Below are 13,738 nucleotides of genomic sequence, written 5' to 3' on the forward strand. Positions count from 1 at the left end.
AGGGGCAACGGCGGTGGGGAGCGACGGCGGTGAGGGGCAACGGCGGTGAGAGGCGACGGCGGCGGAGGCAACCGGGGCGGCGAGAACGGTGACGGGGTGAGGGGTGGCGGCGGCTCGTCCGGGCATGGGGGTCTCCTGTCCGCCACCTCCGGGGAACGGTGGCGGAGAGTAGATGCCCCGCCATGGGAGCGATAACAAAAACTCGCGGGACCGAGCTTTACAGGCTCCGAAAAGCTGTGCCACGATACGGCTCGATTGCAAGTGGACGGACATTGTCGCAGCTAGCGGGCACGCACCCGAGAAACCACAGGCACAGGCTTCGATATTTGCAGGTCTTCGGAGGGCCACCTCGACGAAGGAAGCGGGACGGTGACGGAGAGTCAGACTGCGTTCGCACAGGACATCGCGGCGCTGGTTCGTGATGCCCAGCGGGGCCGTTCCGCCGCCCGTGACCAGCTGATCACCGGTCACCTCTCGCTGATCTACAACATCGTCGGCCGGGCGCTGAACGGGCATCCGGATGTCGACGATCTGGTGCAGGACACCATGCTCCAGGCGATCAACGGGCTCGGATCCCTCCGCGATCCCGACCGTTTCCGATCATGGCTGGTGGCGATCGCGTACCGCCGTGTCCACATGCATCTGCGCTCCCGCAAGATGACCCTGCTGCGCCGCCACCCGGAGCCGGTGGACGTGCCGGACCCGGTCGGCGACTTCGCCGAGCGCACCACCGCCGAGCTGGTGGTGGCCGAGCAGCGGCGGGAGCTGGCCGAGGCGACCCGCTGGCTGGAGGACCGCGACCGGGAGCTGCTGGGGCTGTGGTGGCAGGAGGCCCGCGGCGACCTGACCCGGGCCGAGCTGGCCGCCGCCCTGGAGCTGAACCCGAAGCACGCCGCGGTCCGGGTGCAGCGGATGAAGGCGCAGCTCGACCTGTCCCGCGGGGTGGTCCGCGCGCTGCGCGCCAAGCCGCTCTGCCCGGAGTTGCAGCAGACGATCCGGTTCTGGGACGGCACCGCCGATTCGGTGTGGCGCAAGCGCCTGGCCCGGCACGTGCGGGACTGCCCGAGGTGCCGCGTCCACCAGGGCGGGATGGTCACGCCGGAGCGGCTGCTGCTGGGCATCGCGGCGCTGCCGGTGCCGGTGGCGCTGTGGGCCGGGATCCAGGCCGCGGCGGCGGGCGGCGCGGCGGTCGCGCCGTCCGCGCTGTCCGGTGTCTCGCTGGTCGCCCACGTGCAGTCGCTGGCCTCGCACAAGGGCCTGGCGGCGGCCGCGGTGGCGGCCACCGTCGCGGTCGGGGGCGGCCTGACGTACGCCGTGGTCTACGAGCCGGAGCGGCCCGCGGCCCTCGGCCCGTCGCTGACGATCACCTCGGCCCCGGGGACGGCCGCGGCGTCGCGGCCCGCCGCCCCGGCCGTCTCGGAAGCGCCGTCGGCCGCCGCCACCGCGCGCCCGGTCGCCGGGCTGGGCGTGCCGAAGGCGGACATCTACGTGTCGCCGGGCGGTTCGGACGACGGCGACGGCAGCCTGGCCCGCCCGTACGCCTCGATCGCGAAGGCGGTGGCGACGGTGCGGCCGGGCCAGACGATCGCGTTGCGCGGTGGCACCCACCGCCTGACGAGCCCGATCACGATCAGCACGAGCGGCACCGCGGAGAAGCGGGTGACGATCAGCGGGTACGGCGGCGAGCGGGCCGTCATCGACGCCTCGGCGGTCCCGGCCGACAAGTGGGCGATCACCCAGCGGTCGTCGTACTGGACGATGCGGGACCTGGAGATCACCGGTGCGCCGGACGCCGCCTACACCTGCCTGTCCTGTAGGGACAACGTCTACCTGCGGCTGTCGGTGCACGACAACGGCGGCACCGGGATCATGCTGCGGGACCCGGGGACGGCCGCCAACCAGGTGCTGGACAGCGACTTCTACGCGAACCGGGGCTCCGGGCTGGCGGTGCAGTTCGGTGACGGCGACGGCAACCGGCTGCGCGGCAACCGGTCGTTCCGCAACGGTGGCGACGGGATCAATCTGGGCGCCTTCGACAGCCGGGTCTCGGTGCAGTACAACTGGTCGTACGCCAACGGGGCGAACGGTTTCGCGGTGGGTGGCGGCACTCCGGCGGTGAGCGCGGCGCACCAGGTCCGGCACAACGCGGCCTGGGGCAACGACGGTCACGGCTTCGTCGACGAGGGCAACACCGGGGCGATCGAGCTGGGCAACAACACGGCGTTCCGGAACACCGGGCTGGGTTTCGCGATCACCACCGCCCCGGCCGTGCTGCGCAACAACGCCGCGATCGGCAACGAGCGGGGTGAGCAGGGGCTGTCGGCGGCCGCCAAGCCGACCGGCAACAGCTGGCAGGTGTCCGGTTTCTCCGAGGCGACGTTCCGGTCGGTGGATCCGGCGGTCGCCGAGGGCGCCCGGACGGCGGCCGCCAAGCTGCCCGGCACCGACTATCTGAGCACCGGCAACGGCGTCGGAGCCTCGATGAGCGGCTCATAAGAAGAGCCCGCTGAGCGGCTCAGGAAAAGGGCCCGATGAGCGGCCCAGGAAAGAAGCCGGATGAGCGGCCCGTAAATCGCATGCCCCGCCGGACCGGGGCGGGCCAGACTGTCCGCCATGCACTCCGCGATCACGGTCACTCCCGCCCAGCTGCCCGGCCTGCTGCTCCACGTGGCCGTCGTGCGGCCGGTCTTCCTGTGGGGCGCGCCCGGGATCGGCAAGAGTTCGCTGGTCCGTGATTTCGCGGCCGCGCTGGGCCTGGAGTGCGTCACCCTGGTCGGCACCCAGCTGGCCGCCGAGGACCTGATCGGCGTGCCGGAGCTGCGGGACGGGCGCAGCCGGTTCGCGCCGCCCGAGTCGATCGCCCGCGACCAGCCGTACTGCCTGTTCCTGGACGAGCTGAACGCGTCGAGCCCGGAGGTGCAGAAGGCGTTCTACTCGCTGATCCTGGACCGCCGGATCGGCGACTTCGAGCTGCCGGCCGGGTCGATCGTGATCGGCGCGGGCAACCGGTCCAGCGACAACGCGCTTGCCCGCCCGATGGCGTCTGCGCTGGTCAACCGTCTGATCCACGTACATCTTCGGGCTTCTTGGACGGACTGGCTGGAGTGGGCGACGGGCGCCGGCATCCACCCGTGGGTGACCGGTTACCTGACCGAACGCCCGGATCACCTGTGGTCCGCGCCGCCCAAGGTGGAGGAGGCGTTCTCCACGCCGCGCAGCTGGCACATGCTCTCCGATGCCCTGCACTCCTATGGGGACGGCCTCAGCGAGGAGATGCTCACCCTGCTCGCGGCGGGCACGCTCAGCCCGGCGCACGCTACCGCCTTCGGCGGATACGTCAAGATCATTCGGCATCGGTACGGGCTGGACGCGATCGTCCGCGGCGATGTCGGCTGGCCGTCCGCGCCGTCCGACCGGGATCTGCTCTACTTCCTCGCCGAGGCGTTCCGGGCCCGGTTGATCAAGGACCTGCCGGCGAACAAGACGCATGTCTCGGCTAACGTGCGCCGGTTCGCGCACCGGGCCAAGGCGATGCTGGTCGAGCTGGCCGAGTTGTCCCTGGAGTGCGGCCGTCTGGTGATCGCGCCGGACGGCGACGGTAACCCGGTGCTACCCGGCTGGTTCCTCGTCGAGGTGAGCCGCGACCTGCCGCGCCTGGTCGCGGCCCGGGCGTAGGCATGGTCCGCGCACCCCTGCCGGCGGAGTCCGATCCGAACACGCTCGCCTGCGAGCTCGCATGGCAGGAGCTGCGTGCGAGTCCGCTGTTCGGGCCGATGATCCGGGGCCGCCTTTACCCGCACTCGAACGTGTCGCTGACGCTGGTCGCCGAGCCGATCCCGGGGATCGCTCGGGTCACGATGGACGGCCGGATCACGGCGAGCCGGGCGCGCCGCCTCGACGCGGAGGAGTGGCGCTGGGTGCTCGCGCACTGCCTGCTGCATCTGGGTTTCGACCACCTCGATCCGGCGGTCGAGCACGACGCCGCGTTCCGGGCGGCGGCCTGCGTGGCGGTGACCCGGTTCCAGCGGGCCGTGAAGCTGGGCCGTGAGCCGGACCCGCTGCCGCAGCTGCTGCCGGTGACGGAGGAGGCCGCGCTGGCCGCCCGCTGGCGCCGCGAGGGGGTGCCGGACGGGTTCGCCGGTCCCCCGGACCTGGATCCCACCCCGGTCCGGTTCCGGCCGGGGGCGGAGCCGTCCTGGCCGGAACGGTTCGCGTCGGGTCTGTCGGCGGCCGCCATGGCCGGGGTGCCGGACATCCCGCGTCCCGGCCGCCGTCACCCGGAGGAGCTGGTCCGCAAGCACACGTTCGGGGTGGTGGTGGACACCTCCGGCTCGATGGGCCGTCAGCTGATGGGCAGGGCGCTGGGAGCGATCGCGTCGTACGCCACCGCCCGGGACGTGCCGGCCGCCCGGGTGGTGTTCTGCGACGCGGCCGCGTACGACGCCGGTTACCTGCCGGTCGACGGCATCGCCGGCCGGGTGCGGGTGCGCGGCCGTGGCGGCACCCGCCTCCAGCCGGCGATCGACCTGCTGGAACGCGCGGACGACTTCCCCCGGGAGGGCCCGATCCTGGTGATCACCGACGGCGAGTGCGACGTGCTGCGGATCCGGCGCCCGCACGCCTACCTCGTGCCGCGCGGCGCCCGCCTGCCGTTCACCCCGCGCGGCGAGGTGTTCAGCCTGCGCTGACGCCGGTGGGGAGGCCCGCGCCGATCCCGTCGGGGATCCGGTAGTCCGGATACGGCTCCTGCTCGGGGGCGCGGTCCGGGCCGCCGGCCGCGGTGGCCCGCAGCAGCATCGAGGTGCCGTCGGCGCAGACGATCCGCACGCCGCGCGGCGCCTTCCCGCGTTCCCCGCCGGGTCCCAGGTCGGCCAGCGCGACGAGCCGCCAGGAGCGGAAGGCGGCCGGGCGGGCGGCGTCGAGCAGCATCACGGCCAGCACCGCGACCCGGTCCGGCCGGCGGCCCGCCGGCGGCGGGAGCACGTCCGGCACCGGCAGGTCGGTCTCCTGCGGCCAGATCGCACCCCAGAGGTACGCGAGCGCGCCGTCGCCGTACCGGATGCGGACGCCGGCCGGGGACGGGCCGCCGGGTGCGATGCCCGCGCCGAAGCGTTCCACCGCCTCGATCTCCGGGTGGGCCGCGGCCCGGAACAGCGCCTCGATCACGTCGAGGACCTGGGCGAGCTGCAACGCTTGACTCCGATCGTCAGGGCTTCGACCGGAGTCAACCGTGTTCCGGGGCGGCCCTGCCGCCCGTGTTGTGCGACGCGGGGTAGGTTTCGGTCATGGCTCGCGTACGCGCCGCACTGTATCTGGACTTCGACAACGTGTTCAGCGCTCTCATCAGGCAGGACCCGGATGTCGCCATCCAGTTCGCCGAGGAGCCGGGCGCCTGGCTGTCCCGGCTGACCACGTCGTTGACCGTGGACGGTCCACGCCGCTGGCTCATCCTGCGGTGCTACATGAATCCGGGCGGCTGGGTGCCGCACCCCGATCCGGCCGCCGGGATGCAGCGGCTCTACTACTCGCGCTTCCGGCCGTACTTCGTGAACGCCGGCTTCGAGGTGATCGACTGCCCGCGGCTGACCCACACGAAGAACGCGGCCGACATCCGGATGGTGGTCGACGCGGTGGACGCGCTCGGCGATCCGGTGCAGCACGACGAGTTCGTGATCGCGTCCGGCGACTCGGACATGACACCGCTGCTGGTGCGGCTGCGGCGGGCCGACCGGCGGACCACGATCGTCTCCCCGGCCGACGCCGCGCTCGCCTTCACCTCGGTGGCCGACCGGCTGATCACCAGTCAGGAGCTGCTGGAGCTGGTGCAGGGCGAGCCGGTGGAGAGCGAGGAGCAGCCGGTGGTGGTGTCGGCGCCCGGCGAGCCCGAGGCGCCGGCCTCCTTCGAGCAGTTCCGGGATCTGGTCACCTGGCGGTTCACGGCGGCGCCGGGCCCGCTCAACCTGGCCTCGCTCGCGCACGACCTGCGCCGTCAGCTGGGCACCGGGGTGGACGAGTCGAACTGGTTCGGGTTCGGCGGGTTCGTCCGGGCACTGGAGAGCCTGCGGCTGCCGCACGCCAAGTTCTCCAACCACTTCGTGTGGGACGACAGCCGGCACGGGCCGCCGGAGACCGCGGGCGGGGCCGGTTCCGCGCCGGAGCCGGTGGTCCGGCTGAGCGCCCCGCTCGGCCTGCCGCGCCTGCCGCGGGACATGTGGCAGCCGGTCTACCGGGCGCTCGCCGACTACGCCGCCGGCCACCATTTCAACCTCACCGAGGCGACCCGCTGGGCCCGCGACGCGCTGGCCGGGCAGGGGGTGGACGTGAGCCGGTCGGCGATCGCGTTCGTCACCCGGGGGACCGCGTTCGGCGGCGCCCCGCTCTACCGGCAGCCGCCGCCGGACGCCGAGGAGATCGCGTCGGCGTTCGCCGACAACGTGCTGAACCGGGCGGAGGCCGCCGCGATCGCCCTGACCGAGGAGGAGTGCGCCGAGGTCCGTTCCTGGCTCGGGGCGCCGGACCCTAAGGCCTGAACAGACGGGCCGCCGCCGCGTCCCACGCGGTGACCAGGTCGATCGTCTCCGGCTCGCGCAGCCACTGGATCTGGAGGCCGTCCATCAGGGCGACCACCTGGACGGCCAGCTCGCGCGGGCCGGGCACGTCGCCCTCGGCCAGGGCGGCGAACTGGTCCAGCGTGCGCCGCTGCCGGGCCTTGAAGTAGCCGTGCGCCGGGTGGCCGGGGGCCAGCGACTCGGCCTCCAGCACCGCGAAGAGCCGGACGATCTCGGGCTGTTCGGCGTTGCGGCGCACCAGCGCGGAGCAGACCTCGGGCAGGGTGACGCGGCGCGGCTCCTCGGCCCAGAGCTGGTGCACGGGCAGGCCGAGCTTCCCGGCCAGCGAGCGGGCGTCCTCCTCGTCGCGGTATTCCAGGACCGCCACGAGCAGGCTGTCCTTGGAGCCGACGTGGTGCAGCATGCCGGGCACGGTGAGGCCGCAGCCGTCGGCGACGTCCTGCATGGACAGCCCCCAGAAGCCGCGCTCGGCGATCAGTCTCGTGGTCATCTCGAGGATCTGCCGGCGCCGCTCGGCGGCTGGTAACCGGGCGCGGTCACGCCGGAACGGTGGGGAGGTCTGCACTGCTCTTTCCTATCAGCAACCTCTTGCCGGACCACCTCTGACCTGGCTATGTTACGGGTCAATTGATACCTAGTAGGTACTCAGTAAGGTGGACGGCGATGGACCTCGGCACCGCGGAGCAGGCGGCGATCACCAGTGGCGGCGACTTCTGGCACACCGCGCCGGTCGAGTCCGCGGGCATCCCCGCGGTGACCGTCACCGATGGCCCGCACGGGGTGCGCATGCAGGCCGGCGACGGCGATCTGCTGGCCGGGGTGCCCGCCACCTGCTTCCCGCCGGCCGTGGCCAGCGCCTCCACCTGGGATCCCGAGCTGCTGCGCCGGATGGGCGAGGCGCTCGGCGACGAGTGCCGGGCACAGGACGTGGCGGTGCTGCTCGGGCCGGGCGTCAACCTCAAGCGCACCCCGCTGGGCGGCCGCAACTTCGAGTACTTCTCCGAGGACCCGATCCTGACCGGGGTGCTGGCCACCGAGTGGGTGCGCGGCCTGCAGAGCCGGGGCGTCGGCGCGTCGCTGAAGCACTTCGCGGTGAACAGCCAGGAGACCGAGCGGATGCGGATCAGCGCCGACGTCGACGAGCGCACGCTGCGGGAGATCTACCTGCGGGCCTTCCAGCGGGTGGTCACGAAGGCCCAGCCGTGGACCGTGATGTGCGCCTACAACCGGATCAACGGGGTGTACGCGAGCGAGAACCACTGGCTGCTCACCGAGGTGCTGCGCGGCGAGTGGGGTTTCGAGGGCCTGGTGGTGTCGGACTGGGGCGCCGTGGTGGACCGGGTGCGGGCGGTCGCGGCCGGGCTCGACCTGACCATGCCCGGGCCGGACGCGGACGGCGACGCCGCTCTGGTCGCGGCCGTGGAGTCCGGCGACCTCGACCCGGACCTGCTGCGGCGGAGCGCGGAGCGCGTACGGGAAATGATCGTGAAGGCCGGGAAGCGGCCGGCCGGCGGCTATGACGCCGAAGCGCACCACGCGCTGGCCCGGGAGATCGCCGGACGGGCGATCGTCCTGCTGAAGAACGACGGCGACCTGCTGCCGCTCGGCTCCCCGGCAACGCTCGCGGTGATCGGCGAGTTCGCGCGGACCCCGCGCTACCAGGGCGGTGGCAGCTCGCAGATCACGCCGACCCGGCTCGACGACGCGCTCACCGAGATCACCGCGGCGGCCGGTGGCGAGGTCCGGTTCGCGGCCGGCTACACCGTGGCGGGCGACGCGGACGAGGGCCTGCTGGCCGAGGCCGTGGCGGTCGCGAAGGCCGCCGACGTGGCGGTCGTCTTCGTCGGCAGCGTCCACGAGACCGAGGGCGCCGACCGCACCTCGATCGACCTGCCGGCCACCCAGGTGACGCTGATCGAGCGGGTGGCGGCGGCCAACCCGCGGACCGTCGTGGTGCTCTCCAACGGCGCGGTCGTCGCCACCCGGCCGTGGGACCGGAAGGTGCCCGCCCTGGTCGAGGGCTGGCTGCTCGGTCAGGCCGCCGGCAGCGCCCTCGCCGACGTGCTGTTCGGGCGGGTCAACCCGTCCGGCCGGCTCGCCGAGACGATCCCGGTGAAGCTCGCCGACCATCCCTCCCACCTGGACTTCCCGGGCGAGCACGGCCACGTCCGGTACGGCGAGGGCCTGCACATCGGGTACCGGGGCTTCGACGCGCGCGAGCAGGAGGTGGCCTACCCGTTCGGGTTCGGGCTGTCGTACACCACCTTCGGCTACGGCGCGGCTCGCGCCACCGCGACGGCGACCGGCGTCGAGGTCCGCGTCCCGGTGACCAACACCGGCGCGCGCGACGGGCGCGAGGTGGTGCAGGTGTACGTGAATCTGCCCGGCTCACGGGTGCGGCGGGCCCCGCGGGAGCTGAAGGCGTTCGCCAGCGTGCCGATCGCGGCCGGGGAGACCGCCGACGTCGTCCTGACCGTCGACCGCGACGACCTGGCCTACTGGGACGTCCGGCTGGGCCGGTGGATCGTCGAGGGCGGCGAGTACCTGATCGAGGTGGGCGCCTCGTCCCGGGACGTGCGGGCGTCGGTGACCGTGCACGTGCCCGGCGACCCGGACCGGGTGCCGCTGACCACCGAGTCGAGTGTCGGCGAGTGGTTCGCCGACCCGCGCGGCGCCGAGGTGCTGGGCGCGGCGTTCGCCGAGGCGGCGGGCGACGGTCCGCTGCCGGCGATGACCGAGGAGGTGCTGATGATGCTGGCCAGCCTGCCGCTGGCGCGGCTGGCGGCGTTCCCGGGCAGTCCGCTGAGCGCCGGCGACCTGGAGAAGCTGGTGGCCGCGGCCAACTACTGACGTTCCGCCCGCGCGAGCAGCTCCTGGATCCGGGAGACCAGCTCGCGCGGGCTGAACGGCTTGGTCAGGTAGTCGTCGGCGCCGGCGCCGAGCCCGCCCTCCACGTCCTGCTCCTGGACCCGGGCGGTGAGCATGATGATCAGCGTGCCGGCGGTCGCCGGGTCGGACCGCAGCTTCCGGCAGACGTCGATGCCGGAGAGCCCCGGCATCGAGACGTCCAGCACGGCCAGCGTGGGGCGCCGGGCCCGTGCCGTGTCCACGGCCGCCTGTCCGTCGCCGACCGTGAGCACCTCCAGCCCGGCCTGTTCCAGCTTGAAGGCCACCAGCTCACGGATGTCGGCGTCGTCGTCGGCCACCAGGACGGTCGTCACGCGGCTCCCCCGATCCTCGGCTTGCGCTCGCAACATATACCGATAAAAAGGGTCATGAAGCTCGTCTCGGAAATATGGTCTGCAACCCACCCGCAACCGGGGTACGCCGGTAATGCATCCGGCAGCCGGTGTGCTGTACCGAAGTGAGGATCACCGCGCAACGCGAACGCCCGGGAGGAATGATGAACGCCCTGATCGACGACGTACGTAGTGAAGCGCTCTTCGCCTCGTCCGTGCAGCGCTCCCAGGAACCGACTCCGGAGGTGATCCGGACGGCCGTGCTCGCCATGGTCGACCAGCTCGGCGAGACCGGCTGCGCCGAGATCGTCGCCCAGGAGTACGGCGAGCACCCGGACTGCGCCATCGGGCGGATGAGCTGGGCCCGGGACGCCGTCCGCCTGGCCTTCGCCGGCTGAGCGCTCGGCCGGACCCCTCAGGCGTACGCCGTACGCCTGAGGGGTCTGGCGCGACCGGCCGCCCGGCCGTAAGCTTCCCGGCATGCGCGCGAAATCGACCATGTGGTGGCCCGCCTGACCGGCGGCCCCTTCTCCCGCGCATGACCACCGCGGCCGCCTCCCCGAGGCGGCCGTTTTCCGTGGGGCCGGTCCTCGGCCGGCGGTCCTCGACCGAAAGAGGACCCGATGCCCTTCGCCCTGCTCCACCGTGACGGCGCCGACCACGTCGAGGTGCTGACCGGGGACGTCGTCACCGTCCCCACGCTCGCCGACATCCCGCTGCGCCGCGGCACGCCGGTGCTGGCGGTGATCCCCTACCGGCAGATCGGCGAGCGCGGTTTCGACCGCGTCGACGACGGCGCCCCGCTGGAGTGCCTGCTGGTCCGCTCGGTGAGCAGGGAACCCCTGGACGCGTTCCCGCCCGGGCCGCTGACCCTGCGCGACGGCGGTTTCGACCTGTCCGACGACGAGTACGGCCGCATCGTCGAGGAGGTGCTGCGCGACGAGATCGGGCACGGCGAGGGCGCCAACTTCGTCATCCACCGGGTCTACGAGGCCACGGTCGAGGGCGATCCCCTCGCCGCGGCGCGGGCCGCGTTCGGCCGGCTGCTCACCGGGGAACAGGGCACCTACTGGACGTTCCTGGTCGACACCGGCGAGCGGATCCTGGTCGGCGCCACCCCGGAGCGGCACGTCAGCGTCGCCGACGGGGTCACCATGATGAACCCGATCAGCGGCACCTACCGCAACGACGGCGGCTACCAGGGGCTGCTCGACTTCCTGCGCGACGAGAAGGAGATCGAGGAGCTCTACATGGTCCTCGACGAGGAGCTCAAGATGATGGCCACGGTCGCCGAGCACGGCGGTCAGGTGGCCGGCCCCTATCTGAAGGAGATGGCCCGCCTCACCCACACCGAGTACCTGCTGGCCGGGCACGGTTCGCTGGACGTCCGGGACGTGCTGCGGGAGACCATGTTCGCGCCGACCGTCACCGGCAGCCCGATCGAGAACGCCTGCCGGGTCATCGCCCGGCACGAGCGCCGCGGCCGCCGCTACTACGCCGGTGTGCTCGCCCTGCTCGACCACGACGAGCAGGGCCGGCAGACGCTGGACGCGCCGATCCTCATCCGCACCGCGGAGATCTCCCCCGACGGCTCGCTGCGCGTCCCGGTCGGGGCCACGCTGGTCCGCCATTCCACCCCCGCGGGCGAGGTGGCGGAGACCCATACCAAGGCGGCCGGCCTGCTCTCCGCGCTGGGCGCGGTTCCGTCACGGCCCCTTCCGGTACGGGGTACGGCGCAGACCGCGGAGGTACGCGCCCTGCTGGCCGCCCGCAACGACGAGCTGGCCCGGTTCTGGCTCGACTCCCGGGCGCCGGGCGCGCTGACCGTGCCGTCGCTGGCCGGCCGGCACGCGGTGATCGTCGACGCCGAGGACACGTTCACGGCCATGCTCGCCCACCAGCTCAAGGCCCTCGGGCTGCGGGTCACGCTGCTGCCGTGGACGTCGGTGACCACCCTGCCGGAGAGCGACCTGCTGGTGTTCGGTCCCGGGCCGGGCGACCCCTCGAACCTGGCCGACCCGAAGATGGCGGCGCTGCACCGGCTCGCCGGGGAGGCGCTGGACCGGCGGCGGCCGCTGTTCGCGGTCTGTCTCGGGCAGCAGATCCTGGCCTCGCTGCTGGGGCTGTCCCTGGCCCGGCGGGACTCGCCCTACCAGGGTCTGGCCCGGGAGGTCGACCTGTTCGGGACGGTCCGGCGGGTCGGCTTCTACTCCAGCTTCTCGGCGGTCGCGGCGGCGCCGGTGGCGGCGTCGCCGTACGGGCCGGTCGATCTGGCCGTCGACCCCGCCGACCGCACGGTGCACGCGCTGCGCGGCGCCGGCTTCGCGGGCGTCCAGTTCCACCCCGAGTCGGTCCTCAGCCGTGATGGCGTCGACGTGCTCCGCGAACTTCTGCCGCCACTGTTGTCCGACGTGGTTAGCCCGGCCGTTCCCGGGTAGCGAATCAGTGTCGGTGGTCCAAGGGGATCGAGAGCCTCACCTTGGGCCACCGGCCCAGACGTCCAGGTTGAAGCGCTCCAGCAGGCTCGGGACGAACAGGCCGGCGATGGACAGCAGCGCGATCACGGTGAAGGCGGTGCGCAGGACGACCACCTCGACCTTGCCGCCGACCTTCACCGCCATGCTGTTCGGGATGCCGACCATCATCCACATGCGGCGCTTGACCGGAATCGGCCACATGATCGGCACGCCGTTCTTGGTGATCATGTCGCCCAGGATGTGCACGAAACAGCCCACCCCGACCGCCAGCCCCAGCAGCGGATAGCCGCGGTCGCTGGGCAGGTTCGCCGCCGTGAACCAGGCGATCAGGGCGGAGCACAGCGTCACGATCACCCAGCCGGCCCGCTCCGCCCACTCGTCGAACAGGCCGCGCAGCGCCAGGCCGCCCATGAAGAAGACGATCCCGATCACCGCCCAGTAGCCGTAGCGGTCGGCCAGCGCCGTCGTGCCCCAGCCGATCAGGGCACAGAACGGCAGCGTGTGGGTGAAGGTGCGGTGGCCGTTGTCGCGGCGCGGGTCCCGGCTCAGCTTCGTCGCCGTGTAGACGCCCAGCGAGAACTTCTCCACCACCTCGGCCACGAACAGCGACGCCACACCGAACGTGCGGGCCACCGTGGCGCCACCCTGGTTACGGGTCACCTTGCCGGAGAGATCCAGATCGGGCAGCAGCGCGCCACCGGCGCAGATCGCCGTGCCGACGGCCACCTCGAGCGGTGTCTGGCTCACGTTGGCGAACTGGTCGAGCGCCCAACTGCCGGCCAGCCAGGCGGCCGCGCCCGAGAGCGCGTGCGACGGACCCATCATCTGTCTTGTCCCTCCCCGAACAAACTGGCCCACTCTGGCAGAGTGAACGGAGAAGATCAACGACCGTCACGTCCATGTCGGAGTGGGGTCGGCCACCCGACACTTCCGGCGATCAACGACCGTGGTGGTGACCGAACGTGTACTCCGGCCGCCAACGGCCGTGGGCGGCGTGCTTGACCAGCCCCACCACCAGGAACGTCAGCGGGATCGCCGGCCAGAAGAAGCCCGAGCCGGAGATGATCCACAGGCCGGTGAGGACACCGGCGAGGATCATGATGAAGCTGGCGTGCCGGCGCAGCGACCGGCGTGTCGCGGCGCGCGCCCGCGGGGTCCGGGCCAGCGCGTGCCGGCCACCGCCGGGCAGGTCGGCCGTCAGCGACGCCAGCTCGTCGCGATACTTCGCGGCGTACGCCGAGGCCAGCCGCTCCTCTCCCTCCACCATGTCGAGACGGCCCTCGGCCATCGCGGCACGCAGGATCTCGGCGGCCTGCTCCCGTTCGGTGTCGGAGGTGCGCAGGCGGGCCGGGGTGGTCTCCATGATGTCGTCTCCCTCGATCGCGTTTCCCTGAACACCAGAGTGGGCGCCGGAGCGGGGCGCGCGCGTCGGCCCGGCGAGGCATCCGTGCGG

Annotated in this window: 12 protein-coding genes; 7 read left to right on the plus strand and 5 right to left on the minus strand. The window is 72.6% G+C overall.

Features of this window, described 5'->3' with window-relative positions; translation table 11 throughout:
- Positions 1-369 precede the first annotated feature (369 nt).
- The 3 genes from J5X75_RS05770 to J5X75_RS05780 all read left to right on the plus strand — a co-directional run bounded on the left by J5X75_RS05770 (position 370) and on the right by J5X75_RS05780 (position 4,688).
- The gene (locus J5X75_RS05770; protein WP_208466245.1) at positions 370-2,496 is read left to right on the plus strand and encodes a sigma-70 family RNA polymerase sigma factor; all 2,127 of its coding nucleotides are present in this window, start codon (positions 370-372) and stop codon (positions 2,494-2,496) included.
- A 117-nt stretch (positions 2,497-2,613) separates the two neighbouring features.
- Positions 2,614-3,675 carry an ATP-binding protein gene (locus tag J5X75_RS05775; protein WP_208466246.1) on the plus strand — a complete coding sequence of 354 codons (1,062 nt, stop codon included), beginning with the start codon at positions 2,614-2,616 and terminating at the stop codon, positions 3,673-3,675.
- Positions 3,676-3,677: 2 nt separating this feature from the next.
- Entirely contained in the window at positions 3,678-4,688 is a 1,011-nt protein-coding gene (locus J5X75_RS05780) for a hypothetical protein (RefSeq protein ID WP_208466247.1), read from the plus strand.
- Here the strand turns inward: J5X75_RS05780 and J5X75_RS05785 are convergent.
- A complete protein-coding gene (locus J5X75_RS05785; RefSeq protein ID WP_208466248.1) occupies positions 4,675-5,190 on the minus strand; it encodes a hypothetical protein in 516 nt (171 codons plus the stop codon). The two genes, J5X75_RS05780 and J5X75_RS05785, sit on opposite strands and share 14 nt — an antisense overlap.
- 95 nt (positions 5,191-5,285) lie before the next feature.
- Here J5X75_RS05785 and J5X75_RS05790 point away from each other — a divergent pair, with 95 nt between their 5' ends.
- Entirely contained in the window at positions 5,286-6,530 is a 1,245-nt protein-coding gene (locus J5X75_RS05790; protein ID WP_208466249.1) for an NYN domain-containing protein, read from the plus strand.
- Here the strand turns inward: J5X75_RS05790 and J5X75_RS05795 are convergent.
- Positions 6,520-7,134: a TetR/AcrR family transcriptional regulator gene (locus J5X75_RS05795; RefSeq protein ID WP_307797939.1), complete on the minus strand. Its 615-nt coding sequence runs from the start codon at positions 7,132-7,134 to the stop codon at positions 6,520-6,522. The genes J5X75_RS05790 and J5X75_RS05795 overlap by 11 nt on opposite strands.
- A 98-nt stretch (positions 7,135-7,232) precedes the next feature.
- Here J5X75_RS05795 and J5X75_RS05800 point away from each other — a divergent pair, with 98 nt between their 5' ends.
- A complete protein-coding gene (locus tag J5X75_RS05800) occupies positions 7,233-9,419 on the plus strand; it encodes a glycoside hydrolase family 3 C-terminal domain-containing protein (protein WP_208466250.1) in 2,187 nt (728 codons plus the stop codon).
- Here J5X75_RS05800 and J5X75_RS05805 read toward each other — a convergent pair.
- Complete coding sequence (locus tag J5X75_RS05805; protein ID WP_208466251.1) at positions 9,413-9,790, minus strand: response regulator transcription factor; 378 nt, start codon at positions 9,788-9,790, stop codon at positions 9,413-9,415. The two genes, J5X75_RS05800 and J5X75_RS05805, sit on opposite strands and share 7 nt — an antisense overlap.
- Positions 9,791-9,972: 182 nt before the next feature.
- Here J5X75_RS05805 and J5X75_RS05810 point away from each other — a divergent pair, with 182 nt between their 5' ends.
- Complete coding sequence (locus tag J5X75_RS05810; RefSeq protein ID WP_208466252.1) at positions 9,973-10,206, plus strand: hypothetical protein; 234 nt, start codon at positions 9,973-9,975, stop codon at positions 10,204-10,206.
- Between the two features lie 225 nt (positions 10,207-10,431).
- The gene (locus J5X75_RS05815; RefSeq protein WP_208466253.1) at positions 10,432-12,246 is read left to right on the plus strand and encodes an anthranilate synthase family protein; all 1,815 of its coding nucleotides are present in this window, start codon (positions 10,432-10,434) and stop codon (positions 12,244-12,246) included.
- Between the two features lie 36 nt (positions 12,247-12,282).
- On the opposite strand, the gene J5X75_RS05820 is transcribed toward J5X75_RS05815, so the two are convergent.
- Positions 12,283-13,110 (minus strand): metal-dependent hydrolase, encoded by an 828-nt coding sequence (locus tag J5X75_RS05820; RefSeq protein ID WP_208466254.1) that lies wholly within the window; start codon positions 13,108-13,110, stop codon positions 12,283-12,285.
- A gap of 112 nt (positions 13,111-13,222) precedes the next feature.
- Positions 13,223-13,648: a DUF1707 SHOCT-like domain-containing protein gene (locus J5X75_RS05825; protein ID WP_208466255.1), complete on the minus strand. Its 426-nt coding sequence runs from the start codon at positions 13,646-13,648 to the stop codon at positions 13,223-13,225.
- Between the last annotated feature and the right edge of the window lie 90 nt (positions 13,649-13,738).

Source organism: Actinoplanes flavus, from assembly GCF_017592555.1.
Lineage (GTDB): Bacteria > Actinomycetota > Actinomycetes > Mycobacteriales > Micromonosporaceae > Actinoplanes > Actinoplanes flavus.

Bases quoted from the DNA above. Each gene is read 5' to 3' on its own strand.
- J5X75_RS05775 (WP_208466246.1), top strand. From the start codon at position 2,614: ATGCACTCCGCGATCACGGTCACTCCCGCCCAGCTGCCCGGCCTGCTG.
- J5X75_RS05780 (WP_208466247.1), top strand. From the start codon at position 3,678: ATGGTCCGCGCACCCCTGCCGGCGGAGTCCGATCCGAACACGCTCGCC.
- J5X75_RS05790 (WP_208466249.1), top strand. From the start codon at position 5,286: ATGGCTCGCGTACGCGCCGCACTGTATCTGGACTTCGACAACGTGTTC.
- J5X75_RS05800 (WP_208466250.1), top strand. From the start codon at position 7,233: ATGGACCTCGGCACCGCGGAGCAGGCGGCGATCACCAGTGGCGGCGAC.
- J5X75_RS05810 (WP_208466252.1), top strand. From the start codon at position 9,973: ATGAACGCCCTGATCGACGACGTACGTAGTGAAGCGCTCTTCGCCTCG.
- J5X75_RS05815 (WP_208466253.1), top strand. From the start codon at position 10,432: ATGCCCTTCGCCCTGCTCCACCGTGACGGCGCCGACCACGTCGAGGTG.
- J5X75_RS05820 (WP_208466254.1), bottom strand. From the start codon at position 13,110: ATGATGGGTCCGTCGCACGCGCTCTCGGGCGCGGCCGCCTGGCTGGCC.
- J5X75_RS05825 (WP_208466255.1), bottom strand. From the start codon at position 13,648: ATGGAGACCACCCCGGCCCGCCTGCGCACCTCCGACACCGAACGGGAG.